We start from the raw sequence: 13,164 nt of genomic DNA, 5'->3' as shown, positions 1-13,164 counted from the left end.
ACGGGCGCGGTCGACGCGTGCTTGCGCGCGGGTCGAGCGGTGCTTCCTCGAACGCTAGAGGAACGGTCATGAGCCTCATCGACATCGAATTCGAACGCCAGTTCAATCCCGTCGACCACATCGAGCAGGTCGCGCTGTCCAACGATTGGACCTTCGAGCGCGAGAACGACGACGAGATCACCATCTCGGTGTCGGGCCATTGGTGCGATTACCACGTCTCCTTTTCCTGGCTCGACGATTTCGAGGCGCTGCATCTCGCCTGCGCGTTCGACCTGAAGGTTCCCGATCCCCGCCGCACCGAGGTCTGCAAGCTGCTCGCGGTCATCAACGAGCGCATGTGGATGGGCCATTTCGACCTGTGGGCCCAGGAAGGCGTCATCATGTACCGCCAGTCGCTGCTGCTCGCCGGCGACGTGCACCCGACCGAGGCGCAGATCGAGGGCATGCTCGCCCATGCGCTCGCCACCTGCGAGCAGCACTACCAGGCCTTCCAGTTCGTCGTCTGGGCCGGCAAGTCCGCCCAGGAGGCGCTCGAGACCTCGCTGTTCGAGACCGCCGGCGAAGCCTGAGACATTTTTCCCCGATCCCCCGAAACGGCCGGCGCACGCCGGCCGTTTTGCGTTGCGGTCCGCGGTGCTAAGCCAAGCCATCGCAAGCCGACCCGTTCCGCCGTCCGAGAGAGAGAACCGTCGATGAACGCCGATCCCGCGCACCCGACCGCCGAGCTGCCGAAGACCGTGACCTTCGCCGAGGCCGGCACCATCCTTCTCCTCGGCGCCGGGCGGATGGGCGGGGCGCTCCTCGCCGGCTGGCTCGACCGCGGCCTCGATCCGAGCCACGTCGTGGCGGTCGATCCGCACCTGTCCGAGGAGATGGCGGCCATTCTCGCTCGCCGCGGCGTGCGGCACGAGACCGCCGTGCCGTCGGGCGCAGCCTTCCGCGTCGCCCTGATCGCGGTGAAGCCGCAATCGATGGCCGAGGCCTTGCCGGCACTCGCTGCCGCACTCGGTCCCGAGACGCTGGCGATCTCGATCGCCGCCGGGACGCCGATCGCGACCTTCGAGACCCATCTCGGCGCCCGCCCGATCGTCCGGGCGATGCCGAACACGCCGGCGCAGGTCGGGCGCGGCGTCACCGTCGCGGTCGGCAATGCCGCGGTCTCGCCGCTTGACCACGCGGTCACCACTCATCTCCTGAAGGCGGTCGGCAGCGTGGAATGGGTCGAGGACGAGGCGCTGATCGATGCCGTCACGGCGGTGTCCGGCTCCGGGCCGGCCTATGTCTTCCACCTCGTCGAGGCGCTCGCCACGGCCGGGACGGCCGCGGGGCTCCCGGCGGATCTCGCGATGCGCCTCGCCCGCGGCACGGTGTCCGGCGCCGGCGAGCTCCTCGCGCGTGCCGACGACAGCGCCGAGATCCTGCGGCGCAACGTCACCTCCCCCGGCGGCACCACGGCGGCGGCTCTCGCCGTGCTGATGCGCCCGGAAGGCCTCACCGCGCTGATGACCGAGGCGGTCGCCGCCGCCGCGGCGCGCTCCCGCGAACTCTCCGCCTGATCGACGCGCCGGCTCGCCCGGCTTGCGTCGCAATCGGGGAATCCTATGTCTCCAAAGGCGGGTCCGGATTGCCGCCCGGATCCTGCGGCACGGAGGAGTTTTCTGATGGCCACGGACAAGCAGAAGCAGAAGATCGTCGATGCCTTCATCGCGGCGGTCGCGGAGCGGCCCTGGCACGAGGTCTCGCTCGCCGTGATCGCGGCGCGGGCCGAAGTGCCGCTCTCGACGCTTCGCTCCGCCTTCGCGAGCCGTCTCGACATCGTCGCCGCCTTCGTCGAGCGCATCGACACGGCGGTGCTCGCCGGGCTCGACCCCGATCTCGCCGAGGCGACGCCGAAGGACCGGCTGTTCGATCTTCTGATGCGCCGCTTCGACCTTTTGACGCCCTACAAGGCCGCGGTCGGCGCTCTGCGCGAGGCGGCCCGGCGCGATCCGAGCCTCGCCCTGTGCCTCGCCGGCTTCGCGCTGCGCTCGCAGCGCTGGACCCTCGAGGCGGCCGGCATCGAAAGCACGAGCCCGGCCGGCCGGCTGAAGGCCAAGGGCCTCACCTATGTCTATGCCAAGGTGCTGAAGGTCTGGCTCGACGAGGACGATCCGGCCCACGGCCGGACGATGGCGGCCCTCGACAAGGAGCTCGAGCGCGGCGGCGAGACGCTGAAGCGGGCCGAACAGGCCTGCGACACCGCCCGCCGGACCTTGCGCCCGTTCGCCGAGTTCATCGAGCGCAGCCGCGCGCGCCGCTCCGGCCGGTCGTCATCGGCACCGTCCGAGGAGACGCCCGAGGCCGCGTGAGCCGCGGGCGACGCAAGCCTTTGGAGATACAAGCCTTTGGCGATGCAAGCCTCAGACAATGTTCACGTTGTAATGGACGAAATCGTCGACGGCTGTGACCTGGTCGTAGAGGCGCCGCGCGGTCACGTTGCCCTCGCGCGTGTGCCAATAGAGCCGGGCCCAGCCGCTCGCCTTGCAGATCGCGATGAGGTCCTCGATCAGCGCGCGCCCGGCTCCGGTGCCGCGCACGGTGGGATCGACGAAGAGATCCTCGAGGTAGCAAACCGGAGACATCGTCCAGGTACAGTCGTGCACGACGGCGTTGGCGAAGCCGATCACCTTGCCGTCGAGTTCGGCGAGCCGCGTGAACATGTGGGAGCCGCGCTCATTGAGGCGCTGCCACGTGAAGGCGGTGACCTCTTCGGGAAGCTCGGTTTCGTAGAAGGCGTTGTAGCCGGCCCAGAGTTCACGCCAGCGCGTCTCGTCCGCGCGTTGCGGATCGCGGATTTTCACCATATGGCCCCCCATTCCGCGACGTCGCGACGCAGAAGTTTGCCCGAACGCCGCCGGCTCTGTGCCGTGGCGCCCTCCTTTTTGATTCATCCCCCCACGGCCGGTCGGCCGCGCATTCGAGGCACTGCTTAGAGCAAATCCGGACCGAAGCCAAACGCTCCGATGACGGAAACCGGGCGTGATCGATCACGCCCCGCTGATACCTTGGGCTCGCGTCGGGCCGTCTCGACGGACCAGCCCGTCACACTTCGTCGGCGCGGAAGCGGTAGACGCTCGAGCAGAACTCGCAGGTCACGACGATCTCCCCGTCGACCGTCATGTCCGTCTTCTCCTCTTCGGAGAACTGGGCGAGCATGCTCTCGACCTTCTCCCGCGAGCAGCGGCAGCGATCGTGGATCGGGTGCGGTTCGTAGACCCGCACGCCCCGCTCGTGGAACAGGCGGACGAGGAGGCGTTCCGGCGTCAGGTCCGGATCGGTCAGTTCGTGGTCCTCGACGGTGTCGACGAGGGCCCGCGCCTCGACCCAGGCATCGTCCTCGTCCTCGCGGATCCCATCCTCGTCGTCGAGGCCGCCCGGGGCATCGCCCGGCGCGAGGTCGCGGTGAGCGATGCGGTCCGGCGCCTCCGGAAGGAACTGCACCATGACGCCGCCGGCGCGCCAGGCATGGCTCGGCGCTTCGCCCGGTTGGCGGCTCATCACCTCGCCCACGGCCAAGCGCACGCGGGTCGGGATCTGCTCCGACTGGGCGAAATATTGGTGCGCGACCTCTTCGAGCGTGGTGCCGTCGAGGGCGACGATGCCCTGATAACGCTGCATGTGGACACCCTGGTCCACGGTGAGCGCCAGATGGCCCTGACCGAGCAGGCGCTCGGGCTGGGCTTCCGAGGCCGGCATCGCCTCGACCGCATCGCGGTCGAACCGCGCATAGGCGCGGATGCGATCCGGCGTCTCGAAATCGACCACGATCATGTCGACCGCGCCGTCGGTCGCGGTCTGTAGCGTGAAGCGGCCCTCGAACTTCAGCGCTGTGCCGAGCATGGCGGTGAGTACGATCGCCTCGCCGAGCAGGCGCGACACCGGCTTCGGATAATCGTGGCGTTTGAGGATCGCATCGACCGCTGGGCCGAGCAGCGCCACCCGACCGCGCACGTCGAGCGGCGAGACCGAGAACGGCAGCACGGAATCGACCGGAGCCGGCCCGATGGCGGCGGGCTTGACGGCAGGATCGGACGGGTTGGACGACGGCACGGGCGAGCTCACGCGGCCTCGCGTCCGGCGAGGCACCAAGCGAGGATGCCCTTCTGCGCGTGCAGCCGGTTCTCCGCCTCGTCGAACACGACGGATTGCGGGCCATCCATCACCGCCGCGGTGACCTCTTCCTCACGGTGGGCCGGCAGGCAATGCATGAAGATCGCGTCCTTCGCCGCCGCCGCCATCAGCCGCTCGTTGACCTGATAGGGCTTCAACAGGTTGTGCCGGCGCTCGCGCTCCTTGTCGCCCATCGACACCCAGGTGTCGGTGACGACGCAATCGACGCCGTCCACCGCCTCGAAGGGATCGGTGGTGGCGAAGACGCGGGCGCCATGCGCCGCCGCCTTGGCGAGGAGTTCGGGTTCCGGCGCAAGCTCCGGCGGCGTCGCGATGCGCAATTCGAAGGACAAGCGTTCGGCGGCGTGGACCCAGGAGGCGAGCACGTTGTTGGCGTCGCCCGTCCAGGCCACCTTGCGGCCGGCGATCGGCCCGCGATGTTCCTCGAAGGTCAGCACGTCGGCCATGATCTGGCAGGGGTGCGAACGCTTGGTGAGGCCGTTGATGACCGGCACCGTCGCGTTCGCCGCGAGTTCTTCCAAGGCCTCGTGATCGAGCACGCGGATCATGATGGCATCGACATAGCGCGACAGCACGCGCGCGGTGTCGGCGATGGTCTCGCCGCGGCCGAGCTGCATCTCCGCGCCGGTCAGCATGATGGTCTCGCCGCCGAGCTCGCGCATGGCGACGTCGAACGAGACGCGGGTGCGCGTCGAGGGACGCTCGAACACCATGGCGAGGAAGCGGCCCGCGAACGGCCCGTCGAGCCGGCGGCGTCCGCCGCGCTCGCTCTTCAGCCGGGCGCTTTCGTCGAGGATGGTGCGGAGCTCGCTCGCGGGAAGCTGATCGAGATCGAGGAAATGGCGGATCGGCAGGCTCACGATGCGATCTCCGCCTCTTCCTCGGCTTCGGCGGCGGCACGCTCGGCCTCCAGCACCGTCTCGATCTTGAGTGCCGCGGCTTCGAGGCGCTCGAAGGCTGCGGACACCTCGGCCTCGCCGACGATGAGCGGCGGCAAGAGGCGCACGGTGTTGTCGCCGGCGCCGACGCCGAGGATGCCGACCGAGCGCATCGCCGCGACCACGTCGCCGGACGGCACGCGGCACTTGAGGCCGAGCATCAGACCCTCGCCGCGCACGAGCTCGAACACCTCCGGGTGGCCGTCGACCAGGCCGGCGAGCTTCTGCTTGAGGATGAGGCCGATGCGGTTCACCTCGTCGAGGAAGCCGGGAGCCAGCACCACGTCGAGCACGGCGTTGCCGACCGCCATCGCGAGCGGATTGCCGCCGAAGGTCGTGCCGTGCACGCCCGGCGTCATGCCCTTCGCGGCCTCTTCGGTGGCGAGGCAGGCGCCGAGCGGGAAGCCGCCGCCGATGCCCTTGGCGATCGCCATGATGTCCGGGGTGATGCCCGACCATTCGTGGGCGAATAGGCGGCCGGTCCGACCGACGCCCGTCTGCACCTCGTCGAAGATGAGGAGGAGGCCGGTGCGGTCGCACAGCGCGCGCAGTTCGCGCAGGAACGCATGGGGCACCGGGCGGACGCCGCCTTCGCCCTGGATCGGCTCGATGAGGATGGCGCCGGTGTCCGGGCCGATGGCGTCTTCAACCGCCGCGATGTCGCCGAACACGACCTGATCGAAACCGTCGACCTTGGGGCCGAAGCCTTCGAGATATTTCTGCTGCCCGCCGGCCGCGATGGTGGCGAGGGTGCGGCCGTGGAAGGCGCCCTCGAAGGTGATGATGCGGTAGCGCTCGGGCTCTTCGTTCACATAATGATAGCGCCGCGCCGTCTTGATCGCGGCCTCGAGCGCCTCGGCACCCGAATTGGTGAAGAACACCCGGTCGGCGAACGTCTCGGCGACGAGCCGGTCGCCGAGACGCTCCTGCTCGGGGATACGGAAGATGTTCGAGGTGTGCCAAACCTTGGCGGCCTGGGTCTGAAGCGTCGCCACCAGATGGGGGTGGGCGTGGCCGAGCGAGGTCACCGCGATGCCGGAGCCGAAATCGAGGTAGGTTCGTCCGTCGCTGCCGTGCAGCCACGCACCCTCTCCGGTTTCGAACGAGAGGTCGACGCGGGCGAAGGTCGGATAGAGGCTCGACGAGGTCATGGCGGCGGTCACCGGGCTCGTGTGGCCGGCCCCCACCCGGCGACGCCGGAGCGGAACGCGGCCCGGAAAAATCATGCCGCCGGGAACCGAAGGTGCCACGGCGGCAACGACCGGGCCGATCGGCCCGACGGGATCGAGCCGCAAGGCCCGAAAATGAAAGATGCCGCCACCGGCGGCACCACGGACCTTTCCTATAAGACGAACACCCGGTCGCATGTCAATGCTCGCGCGCGTGGGCCGGCGGCGATTGCGACGCCGCGGGGCGAAAGCGGGATCGCCATCGGAGGGCCGATCGAGACGGTCCGAGACGGCACTTTCGCGTCTTCTGGGGATAAAGGCGTCTCTCCCGAAACGGCCTCCGCGGCGACTCTTGTCAGCGAGTCACGCCATATAGTAGGGAATTGTTAACCAGAGCACGATATCTCGTGTAGCAGGTTGGGTCCTCACTCTCCTCGAGATCGGAATATCCGGTCGCGGGCGCGCTTCGTCCGCTTCTCGGTCGATTCGGGATTCCAGCCTGCCGCTCCGCGCGGCCGGAACGGCGCTCTTTTGAGATGCTGCGAGGCCGCGACGGCCGGATGTCGCCTGCTCGAACGGTTCGAGGTTCGCCGCTGACGCGGTTGGCCTCTGCCGCGACCTCGAACTTGCGAACCGGAAAGGATGGCTCGATGTCCTGGACCGACGAACGGGTAGAGCTTCTGAAGAGGCTCTGGACCGACGGCTTGAGCGCCAGCCAAATCGCCTCGTCCCTCGGCGAGGTCACCCGCAACGCCGTCATCGGCAAGATCCACCGGCTCGGCCTGTCCGGACGGGTGCGCCCGGCCGGTGCTGCGCCGATCGCTGCCGCCCCGGCCGTGGTTGCCGCTCCGGCGGTGCGCCGCGCGCCGAAGCAGGTCGCCCAGAGTGCTCCGCGTCAGGCGCGTCCCGCGGTCGCCGCGGTCGGCAACACCGCCCTCAAGATCGAGCCGACCTACATGGTCGAGGCCGAGCCCGAGCCCCAGGCGCGGGTCGACAACGTGGTCGTGATGAACGAGCGCGTCACGATCATGATGCTGACCGAGCAGAGCTGCCGCTGGCCGATCGGCGATCCCGGAAGCGAGGGCTTCTCGTTCTGCGGCAAGCGCTCCGAGACCGGCATCCCCTATTGCACGCACCACGCGCGCATCGCCTATCAGCCGGTCGAGCGCCGCCGCGATCGCCGCGGCGGTCATTGATCAGCTTCCGGCCGCACGCACCAAGCCCGGTCGAACGCCGGGCTTGACCCGACGCGGTGCCCGGCGCAAAGAACGGTTCAAAATCGCCGGAGCGCACCCGCCCCGGCGTCGTTCGTGCCTCGCCGAGGGTCCGCGTCCCATGCAGAAATTCACCACGCTCACCGGGGTGGCGGCGCCGCTGCCGCTGATCAATGTCGACACCGACATGATCATCCCGAAGCAATATCTGAAGACGATCGAGCGCACCGGCCTCGGCAAGGGCCTGTTCTCCGAGCAGCGCTACAACGACGACGGCTCCGAGAACGCCGATTTCGTGCTCAACAAGCCGGCCTACCGCAAGGCCGAGGTGCTCGTCGCCGGTGACAATTTCGGCTGCGGCTCGAGCCGCGAGCATGCGCCGTGGGCGCTGCTCGATTTCGGCATCCGCTGCGTGATTTCGACCTCGTTCGCCGACATCTTCTACAACAACTGCTTCAAGAACGGCATTTTGCCGATCGTGGTGTCGCCGGAAGACCTGGGCAAGCTGATGGACGACGCCTCGCGCGGCGCCAACGCGACGCTCACCATCGACCTCGCCGCGCAGGAAATCCGCGGGCCCGATGGCGGAACGGTGCACTTCGACATCGATCCGTTCCGCAAGCACTGCCTCCTCAACGGGCTGGACGATATCGGCCTGACGCTGGAGAAGGGCACCTCGATCACGACCCACGAGGGCGCGATCGCCGCGGAGCGTCCCTGGATCTGATCCAGCGGGATCCGGTCCAGCCGGATCCGGCCTTGCCGCTTCGCGTCCGGCCCCGCGCGCGATCCTCACGCGTCCCGCGCGGGCTCTCGTCCGCTTCCCAAAAGTCGCGGTGTTCCCCGGCGATCGTCCCCGGGGCGCCGCGTCCGGCACGCCGCCGGAGCCGTTCGACGACCCCGCGAGGAGGCCGAGCATGACCATCCGTCCGCGCCGTAGTCTGCTCTATGTTCCGGGTTCGAACGCCCGGGCGCTCGAAAAGGCGGCGCATCTGCCCGTCGACGGCATCATCCTCGATCTCGAAGATTCCGTCGCCCCGGAGGCGAAGGCCGAGGCCCGCGAGGCGCTCGCCGCCGCGCTCGCCGCACGGGCCTTCGGGTCCCGCGAGGTCGTCGTGCGCATCAACGCGCTCGAGACGCCCTGGAACCCCGCCGACGTCGCCATGGTCGCCGCGGCGAAGCCCGATGCGGTGCTCTTGCCCAAGGTCGAGAGCGACGAGGACGTGATCGAGCTCGGCCGCGATCTCGCCCGCGCCGGCGCGCCCTCTCAGATCGCCATCTGGGCGATGATCGAGACCCCGCTCGCCGCGCTGCGGCCGGAGACGGTGGCGATCGCCCGCGAGGCGGAGATCGCCAACAAGCTCACCTGCCTGGTGCTCGGGCTCAACGACCTCGCCAAGGACCTGCGCGTGCGCTCCGTGCCGGGCCGCGCGCCGCTGGTGCCGTTCCTGTCGGCCGCGCTCGTCGCCGGCCGCGCCTACGGTCTCGACGTGCTCGACGGCGTGTTCAACGCCTTCGACGACAGCGTCGGCTTCGAGGCGGAATGCGTCCAGGCCCGCGATTTCGGCCTCGACGGCAAGACGCTGATCCATCCGAGCCAGATCGACATCGCGAACCGCATCTTCGCGCCGACGCCGCGCGAAGTGGCTCAGGCCCGCCGCGTCATCGAGGCGTTCGCGGCCCCGAGAACCGCACCCGCGGCGCCATCGCCCTCGACGGCCGCATGGTCGAGCGCCTCCACGCCGAAGCCGCATCCCGCACCGTCGCCCTCGCCGACGCGATCGCCGCGCAGGGGTGATCCCAGCGCGGCCACCTGCCGCGCCTCGGCCCGCAGGCCCGCCGTCGCCGGATTGCACCGCTCAGAAGATCGTCTGCGGCACGATCGCGATCTCCGACACCATGACGCGCGCGCCGGAATCGGCCCACACACGCACTTCGAGGCCTTCGATATCGCGGTCGCTTCGGATGACGAAGTCCGCCAGGGCGCCACTGCCGGCGGCCCCGCCCGACCCGAAGGGGTGGTAGCCGAGCCGCGCCGTGCCGCCTTGATGGCACGCATCGGCCCATCCTGTTCCGCCCGTTGCGGATCCGCGCACCACGACGCGGTAGATACCGGCGGGAAGGGCTGCGTAGGGCCCGTGGACGAGGAAGCCCGGTGTGCCGTTCGAAGCGATGGTGCCGCCCTGCCGGCGCCCGATCTGGGTCGGCGCGCACTGGGCATCGCCACCGGCGTAGCGGAGGCCATCCTTCGGCAGGACGTGCGTCTCGCCGCTCTCGATCACGATCGCGTCCGGGGCGCGGGGATCGCCGGATCCGGCCGCCACGGCGAGATGCGCCCTATATTTCCCGATGGCGTCCGGCGCCCGCACCGTGATGGTGATGGGTTCCGCGACCGCGTCCGGAGCGACGTTCGTCATCCCGTTGAAATGCGGATGACCGTCAATGATCCGGACCCAGCGCAGCGCCATGGTCGGCATCGACCGGTCCGCATCGGCCCCCTTGGGCGGCGGAAGCTGAAGCTGGATCTCGGCACCCGGCTCGACCCTCTTGGGCAGGGAGAGCGGATATCGTTCACTTTCCAGGAGGTGAGGGATCGGCTGATCGAACGCCATGCTCACCGGCAGATCGTGGCTGCCGGTCCAGGCCCGGACGCGCGGGGCGGGCAGGATATCGAAGGCGAGCGCGTCGTGGAGGCGCGCGAGAGGGACGACCCTGCCGTCGTCCTCGACGTCGAGCTTGAGCGAGATCGAATAGGAGCCTTCCGGAAGGTCGGCTACGACGGATGTCTTCCAAGAGACTGCGCCGCCTGCCACCGGTTCCAGCTTGAACCTTTCACTATCGTCGAGGCCGAAGACGCAACGGCCCGCGTCGTCGAGGATGCGCACGTTCGCGAAGAGCGCGGCGTAGCTTCGTCGCAGTGTGAAATCGACTTTCGTCCGGACCTGGTCCCCGCGGCGCAAGGACGTCGCCCCCTCGAGTCGGCACGCCGTCAGGGTGAAGTCCGGGGTCGTGGCGATGCGAGAGGTCGCGCCCGGCCAGGGCCGCTCGGGCGCCGTCTGCCCCTTCGAGAACAACGCGGCCAGTCGCCCGGGACGACGCGCGCGCTGGGCTCGGAGCGCCGCGTATAAGGCGATATCGAGAGCGTTGATCTCCTCGATCCTTGAGCGGAGCCGCGGCGGCAGGTCGGCCACGGCCGGCCGCTGCTCCGTTCGATTGACCGGCTCCAGAGGCGCCGGCGAACCGGTCTCGAGAAGCTTCGCGGTCTCGACCAGGAATCCGTCGAGGTTGTCGTAGAGTCCCCAGACGTCGAAATCCTGCACGACCGAAACGGCGTGATCGAGACGCTGCTGGTCGTCGGTCGCGATCCGGTCGGAGATCGCTGAGAAATGGCCGACATAGGCGTTCGACTGGAAGAACGGCACGCCGGCGGGCGGGGGCTCGCCTTCGCTCGCGATGAAGTCGGCAACGGCGGCCCGCAGGCGAGGGTCCTCCGCCGGATTTCCGAGCATGAAATAGAGCCACGAAACGTAGCGATCGATCGGCTCGCGGATACAGGTGATATACTTGTAACGCGGGTCGAATGGGGTATGGTCGAACTCGATATGCCCGGAGATCACCGAGTAGCGTCCGCCATAACGGCGAATTGCTTCATTATGGTAGGCGACCATATTGGGTGTGACGGCGTCTCCCCCGAGCGTCCGTCTCAGCCACTTGTTGACCGCCTGCCCCGCAGTCTTAGGCAAATGATCAAAGATCACGCGCCCGTCGAAGACACGACGTCCCGCCACAACCTCAACCCCAATCTCACACTGCCGGACTGATGGCTCCGGCAGATATGTCTTCCCCGACACATTCATTGGCATTTCCGAAGGCGACGAACAACCCTCGGAAATAGGCCGGGCGACCGGGGCGTTCCGGTGTGTGTGTTCACCGCTTCGTCAGCGGGAGGGCGGTCGTGGATTTCACTTCGGAGAGGGCGAGGGTGCTCTGGATTTCTTGTACGCCCGGAAGTTGTGACAGGGCGCGCATGAGGAAGTCTTCGTAGTGTTCGACGTCGCGGGTGACGATGCGCAGCAGGAAGTCCATCGTCCCGATCGTGGCGTAGCACTCCATCACTTCCGGATGGGCGAGGATCGCCTTTTCAAATTCCGCGAGGTTCGCCCGGGCATGGGCGGCGAGCCGCACCTGGGCGAAGAATTGGGTGGCGAAGCCGAGCTTGCGGCGGTCGAGCAGGGCGACCTCCGCCCGGATGTACCCCTCCTCGCGCAGCCGCTGGATGCGCCGCCAGCACGGCGCCTGGGAGAGGCCGACCTCGGCCGCGATTTCCGTCACGGGCCGCGCGGAATCGACCTGCAGCGCCGCGAGGATGCTGATGTCGATCTCGTCGATGGCGTCGCGCATAGATCCTCCCCCTCAGATCGCAGGATCACATCATTTCTGCCGGGGGCGGCGCAACGGGGAAACGATCTTGCGCTTCAGAAGGCGGCCGCGATCGCCTCGAAGCCCGCCACCAGGACCTTGTCGAGCGGATCGTCGACCGGCAGCGGCTGGCAGGACACTTTGGCGATGACGACCTCGGCGCGCGGGTCGATATAGAGCCATTGGCCGTGAATGCCGATGCCGCAGAAGGCGCCGGCGGCGTTGCCGCTCGCATACCATTTGCTGCGGTAGCGGCCGTTCGGAAACAGCCCAGTCATCGCGCCGCGCGCCCAGGCCGCGGGATCGCCGTTGTGGCGCAGATCGGCGATCCAGGCGGCCGGCACGATTTGGCGCCCGTTCGCCTCGCCCTCGCGGCGGACCATCTCGCCCACCCGGGCGAGATCGCGCAGCGTCACGCAGATGCCGCCCGCCGTGCGCGGCGCGCCGAGCCGGTCGACCGCCACGGAGCCGTCGGCTTCCGCGCCGAGCGGCTTCCAGAGAACTTCGCTCATGTAGGGTGCGAACCGGGCGCCGGTCGCCCGCTCCAGGATCCAACCGAGCAGGTCGGAATTCGGCGACACATAATGGAAGGTGTGCCCATGCGGCCCCTCGGCACGCGGAAGCTTGGCGACGAAGGCGTTGAGGCCCGCGGTCGGCACCGGGCTCGGCGCCGGGTTCCATCCCATCGCGACCCGGTAGCGGGCGACGTCGCCGTCGGGATCGAGATAGTCCTCGATGAAGGTGATGGCGACGCTCATGTCGAGCACGTGGCGCACCGTCGCGTCCGCGTAGGCGCCGCCGGCGACCTCGGGAACGTAGCGAGCGACCGGCGCGTCGGGATCGAGCGCGCCCTGGCCGACGGCGATGCCGGCGAGGAGGGCGGTGATCGACTTGCTCACCGAGAAGACGATGTGCTCGTCCGCCGGCGAGACGCCGTCGCGATAATGCTCGAAGGCGATCCGCCCCTTGTGCAGGACGACGAGGCCGTCGGTGTCGCTCTCGCCGATGAGGGATCCGACCGTGCGGCGCACGCCGTCGGGCCCGGTGAAGGCGAGCCCGGTAAGGCCCGGATCGGGGGTGCCGCCGAGCACGGCGGTGAAGGGCCCCCGGGCGATGCCGGCGGTCGGGATCAGTTCGCGGACATGGCGGAAGCCCCAGGCGCTCCAGGGGGCGAGGCGCCAGTTCGCAAGCGTGGCGCGCTCGCCGTCGAACACGGCGTCTGAAGGGCAAAGCAGGGCCATTTTTCCGTCTCTT

Annotated in this window: 12 protein-coding genes and 1 pseudogene; 6 read left to right on the top strand and 7 right to left on the bottom strand. The window is 68.8% G+C overall.

What is annotated here, in order from left to right; translation table 11 throughout:
* Nucleotides 1–68 precede the first annotated feature (68 nt).
* The 3 genes from F0357_RS07535 to F0357_RS07525 all read left to right on the top strand — a co-directional run bounded on the left by F0357_RS07535 (nt 69) and on the right by F0357_RS07525 (nt 2,348).
* Nucleotides 69–569, top strand: coding sequence for a type III secretion system chaperone family protein (locus F0357_RS07535; RefSeq protein WP_153479776.1), 501 nt, complete (start codon nt 69–71; stop codon nt 567–569).
* A 123-nt stretch (nt 570–692) separates the two neighbouring features.
* Nucleotides 693–1,556, top strand: coding sequence for a pyrroline-5-carboxylate reductase (proC, locus tag F0357_RS07530; RefSeq protein ID WP_153479775.1), 864 nt, complete (start codon nt 693–695; stop codon nt 1,554–1,556).
* 105 nt (nt 1,557–1,661) lie between these two features.
* Nucleotides 1,662–2,348 (top strand): TetR/AcrR family transcriptional regulator, encoded by a 687-nt coding sequence (locus F0357_RS07525; RefSeq protein WP_153479774.1) that lies wholly within the window; start codon nt 1,662–1,664, stop codon nt 2,346–2,348.
* A gap of 51 nt (nt 2,349–2,399) precedes the next feature.
* Here F0357_RS07525 and F0357_RS07520 read toward each other — a convergent pair whose 3' ends face one another.
* The 4 genes from F0357_RS07520 to F0357_RS07505 all read right to left on the bottom strand — a co-directional run bounded on the left by F0357_RS07520 (nt 2,400) and on the right by F0357_RS07505 (nt 6,259).
* Nucleotides 2,400–2,843: a GNAT family N-acetyltransferase gene (locus tag F0357_RS07520; RefSeq protein WP_153479773.1), complete on the bottom strand. Its 444-nt coding sequence runs from the start codon at nt 2,841–2,843 to the stop codon at nt 2,400–2,402.
* A 238-nt stretch (nt 2,844–3,081) separates the two neighbouring features.
* Complete coding sequence (locus F0357_RS07515) at nt 3,082–4,101, bottom strand: Hsp33 family molecular chaperone (RefSeq protein ID WP_376767788.1); 1,020 nt, start codon at nt 4,099–4,101, stop codon at nt 3,082–3,084.
* Nucleotides 4,098–5,030 carry an ornithine carbamoyltransferase gene (gene argF / locus F0357_RS07510; protein ID WP_312861496.1) on the bottom strand — a complete coding sequence of 311 codons (933 nt, stop codon included), beginning with the start codon at nt 5,028–5,030 and terminating at the stop codon, nt 4,098–4,100. Before argF ends, F0357_RS07515 begins: the two co-directional genes overlap by 4 nt.
* Entirely contained in the window at nt 5,027–6,259 is a 1,233-nt protein-coding gene (locus F0357_RS07505) for an aspartate aminotransferase family protein (protein ID WP_153479771.1), read from the bottom strand. Before F0357_RS07505 ends, argF begins: the two co-directional genes overlap by 4 nt.
* A gap of 668 nt (nt 6,260–6,927) precedes the next feature.
* Between F0357_RS07505 and F0357_RS07500 the strand changes: the two genes are divergently transcribed.
* The 3 genes and pseudogenes from F0357_RS07500 (at nt 6,928) to F0357_RS07490 (ending at nt 9,289) form a co-directional block, all read left to right on the top strand.
* Nucleotides 6,928–7,473 carry a GcrA family cell cycle regulator gene (locus tag F0357_RS07500; RefSeq protein WP_153479770.1) on the top strand — a complete coding sequence of 182 codons (546 nt, stop codon included), beginning with the start codon at nt 6,928–6,930 and terminating at the stop codon, nt 7,471–7,473.
* 139 nt (nt 7,474–7,612) lie between these two features.
* Nucleotides 7,613–8,218, top strand: a complete 606-nt coding sequence (gene leuD / locus F0357_RS07495) for a 3-isopropylmalate dehydratase small subunit (RefSeq protein ID WP_153479769.1) — start codon at nt 7,613–7,615, stop codon at nt 8,216–8,218.
* A 190-nt stretch (nt 8,219–8,408) separates the two neighbouring features.
* Nucleotides 8,409–9,289 (top strand): annotated as a pseudogene (locus F0357_RS07490) (HpcH/HpaI aldolase/citrate lyase family protein).
* Between the two features lie 61 nt (nt 9,290–9,350).
* Here F0357_RS07490 and F0357_RS07485 read toward each other — a convergent pair.
* The 3 genes from F0357_RS07485 to F0357_RS07475 form a co-directional block, all read right to left on the bottom strand.
* Nucleotides 9,351–11,108, bottom strand: coding sequence for a hypothetical protein (locus F0357_RS07485; protein WP_246161403.1), 1,758 nt, complete (start codon nt 11,106–11,108; stop codon nt 9,351–9,353).
* Nucleotides 11,109–11,418: 310 nt separating this feature from the next.
* On the bottom strand, nt 11,419–11,892 hold the full coding sequence (locus F0357_RS07480) for an Lrp/AsnC family transcriptional regulator (RefSeq protein WP_153479767.1): 474 nt from the start codon (nt 11,890–11,892) through the stop codon (nt 11,419–11,421).
* 74 nt (nt 11,893–11,966) lie between these two features.
* Nucleotides 11,967–13,151 carry a serine hydrolase domain-containing protein gene (locus F0357_RS07475; protein ID WP_153479766.1) on the bottom strand — a complete coding sequence of 395 codons (1,185 nt, stop codon included), beginning with the start codon at nt 13,149–13,151 and terminating at the stop codon, nt 11,967–11,969.
* Nucleotides 13,152–13,164 lie beyond the last annotated feature (13 nt).

Source organism: Segnochrobactrum spirostomi (assembly GCF_009600605.1).
GTDB lineage: Bacteria > Pseudomonadota > Alphaproteobacteria > Rhizobiales > Segnochrobactraceae > Segnochrobactrum > Segnochrobactrum spirostomi.
Note: the sequence above shows the minus strand (reverse complement) of the source record. Positions and strands in the feature narration are given on the sequence as shown.

Excerpts from the sequence above, each read along its gene's own strand:
- F0357_RS07525 (WP_153479774.1), top strand. The coding sequence starts at position 1,662 with ATGGCCACGGACAAGCAGAAGCAGAAGATCGTCGATGCCTTCATCGCG.
- F0357_RS07505 (WP_153479771.1), bottom strand. The coding sequence starts at position 6,259 with ATGACCTCGTCGAGCCTCTATCCGACCTTCGCCCGCGTCGACCTCTCG.
- F0357_RS07480 (WP_153479767.1), bottom strand. The coding sequence starts at position 11,892 with ATGCGCGACGCCATCGACGAGATCGACATCAGCATCCTCGCGGCGCTG.
- F0357_RS07475 (WP_153479766.1), bottom strand. The coding sequence starts at position 13,151 with ATGGCCCTGCTTTGCCCTTCAGACGCCGTGTTCGACGGCGAGCGCGCC.
- proC (WP_153479775.1), top strand. The coding sequence starts at position 693 with ATGAACGCCGATCCCGCGCACCCGACCGCCGAGCTGCCGAAGACCGTG.
- F0357_RS07500 (WP_153479770.1), top strand. The coding sequence starts at position 6,928 with ATGTCCTGGACCGACGAACGGGTAGAGCTTCTGAAGAGGCTCTGGACC.
- F0357_RS07520 (WP_153479773.1), bottom strand. The coding sequence starts at position 2,843 with ATGGTGAAAATCCGCGATCCGCAACGCGCGGACGAGACGCGCTGGCGT.
- leuD (WP_153479769.1), top strand. The coding sequence starts at position 7,613 with ATGCAGAAATTCACCACGCTCACCGGGGTGGCGGCGCCGCTGCCGCTG.
- F0357_RS07535 (WP_153479776.1), top strand. The coding sequence starts at position 69 with ATGAGCCTCATCGACATCGAATTCGAACGCCAGTTCAATCCCGTCGAC.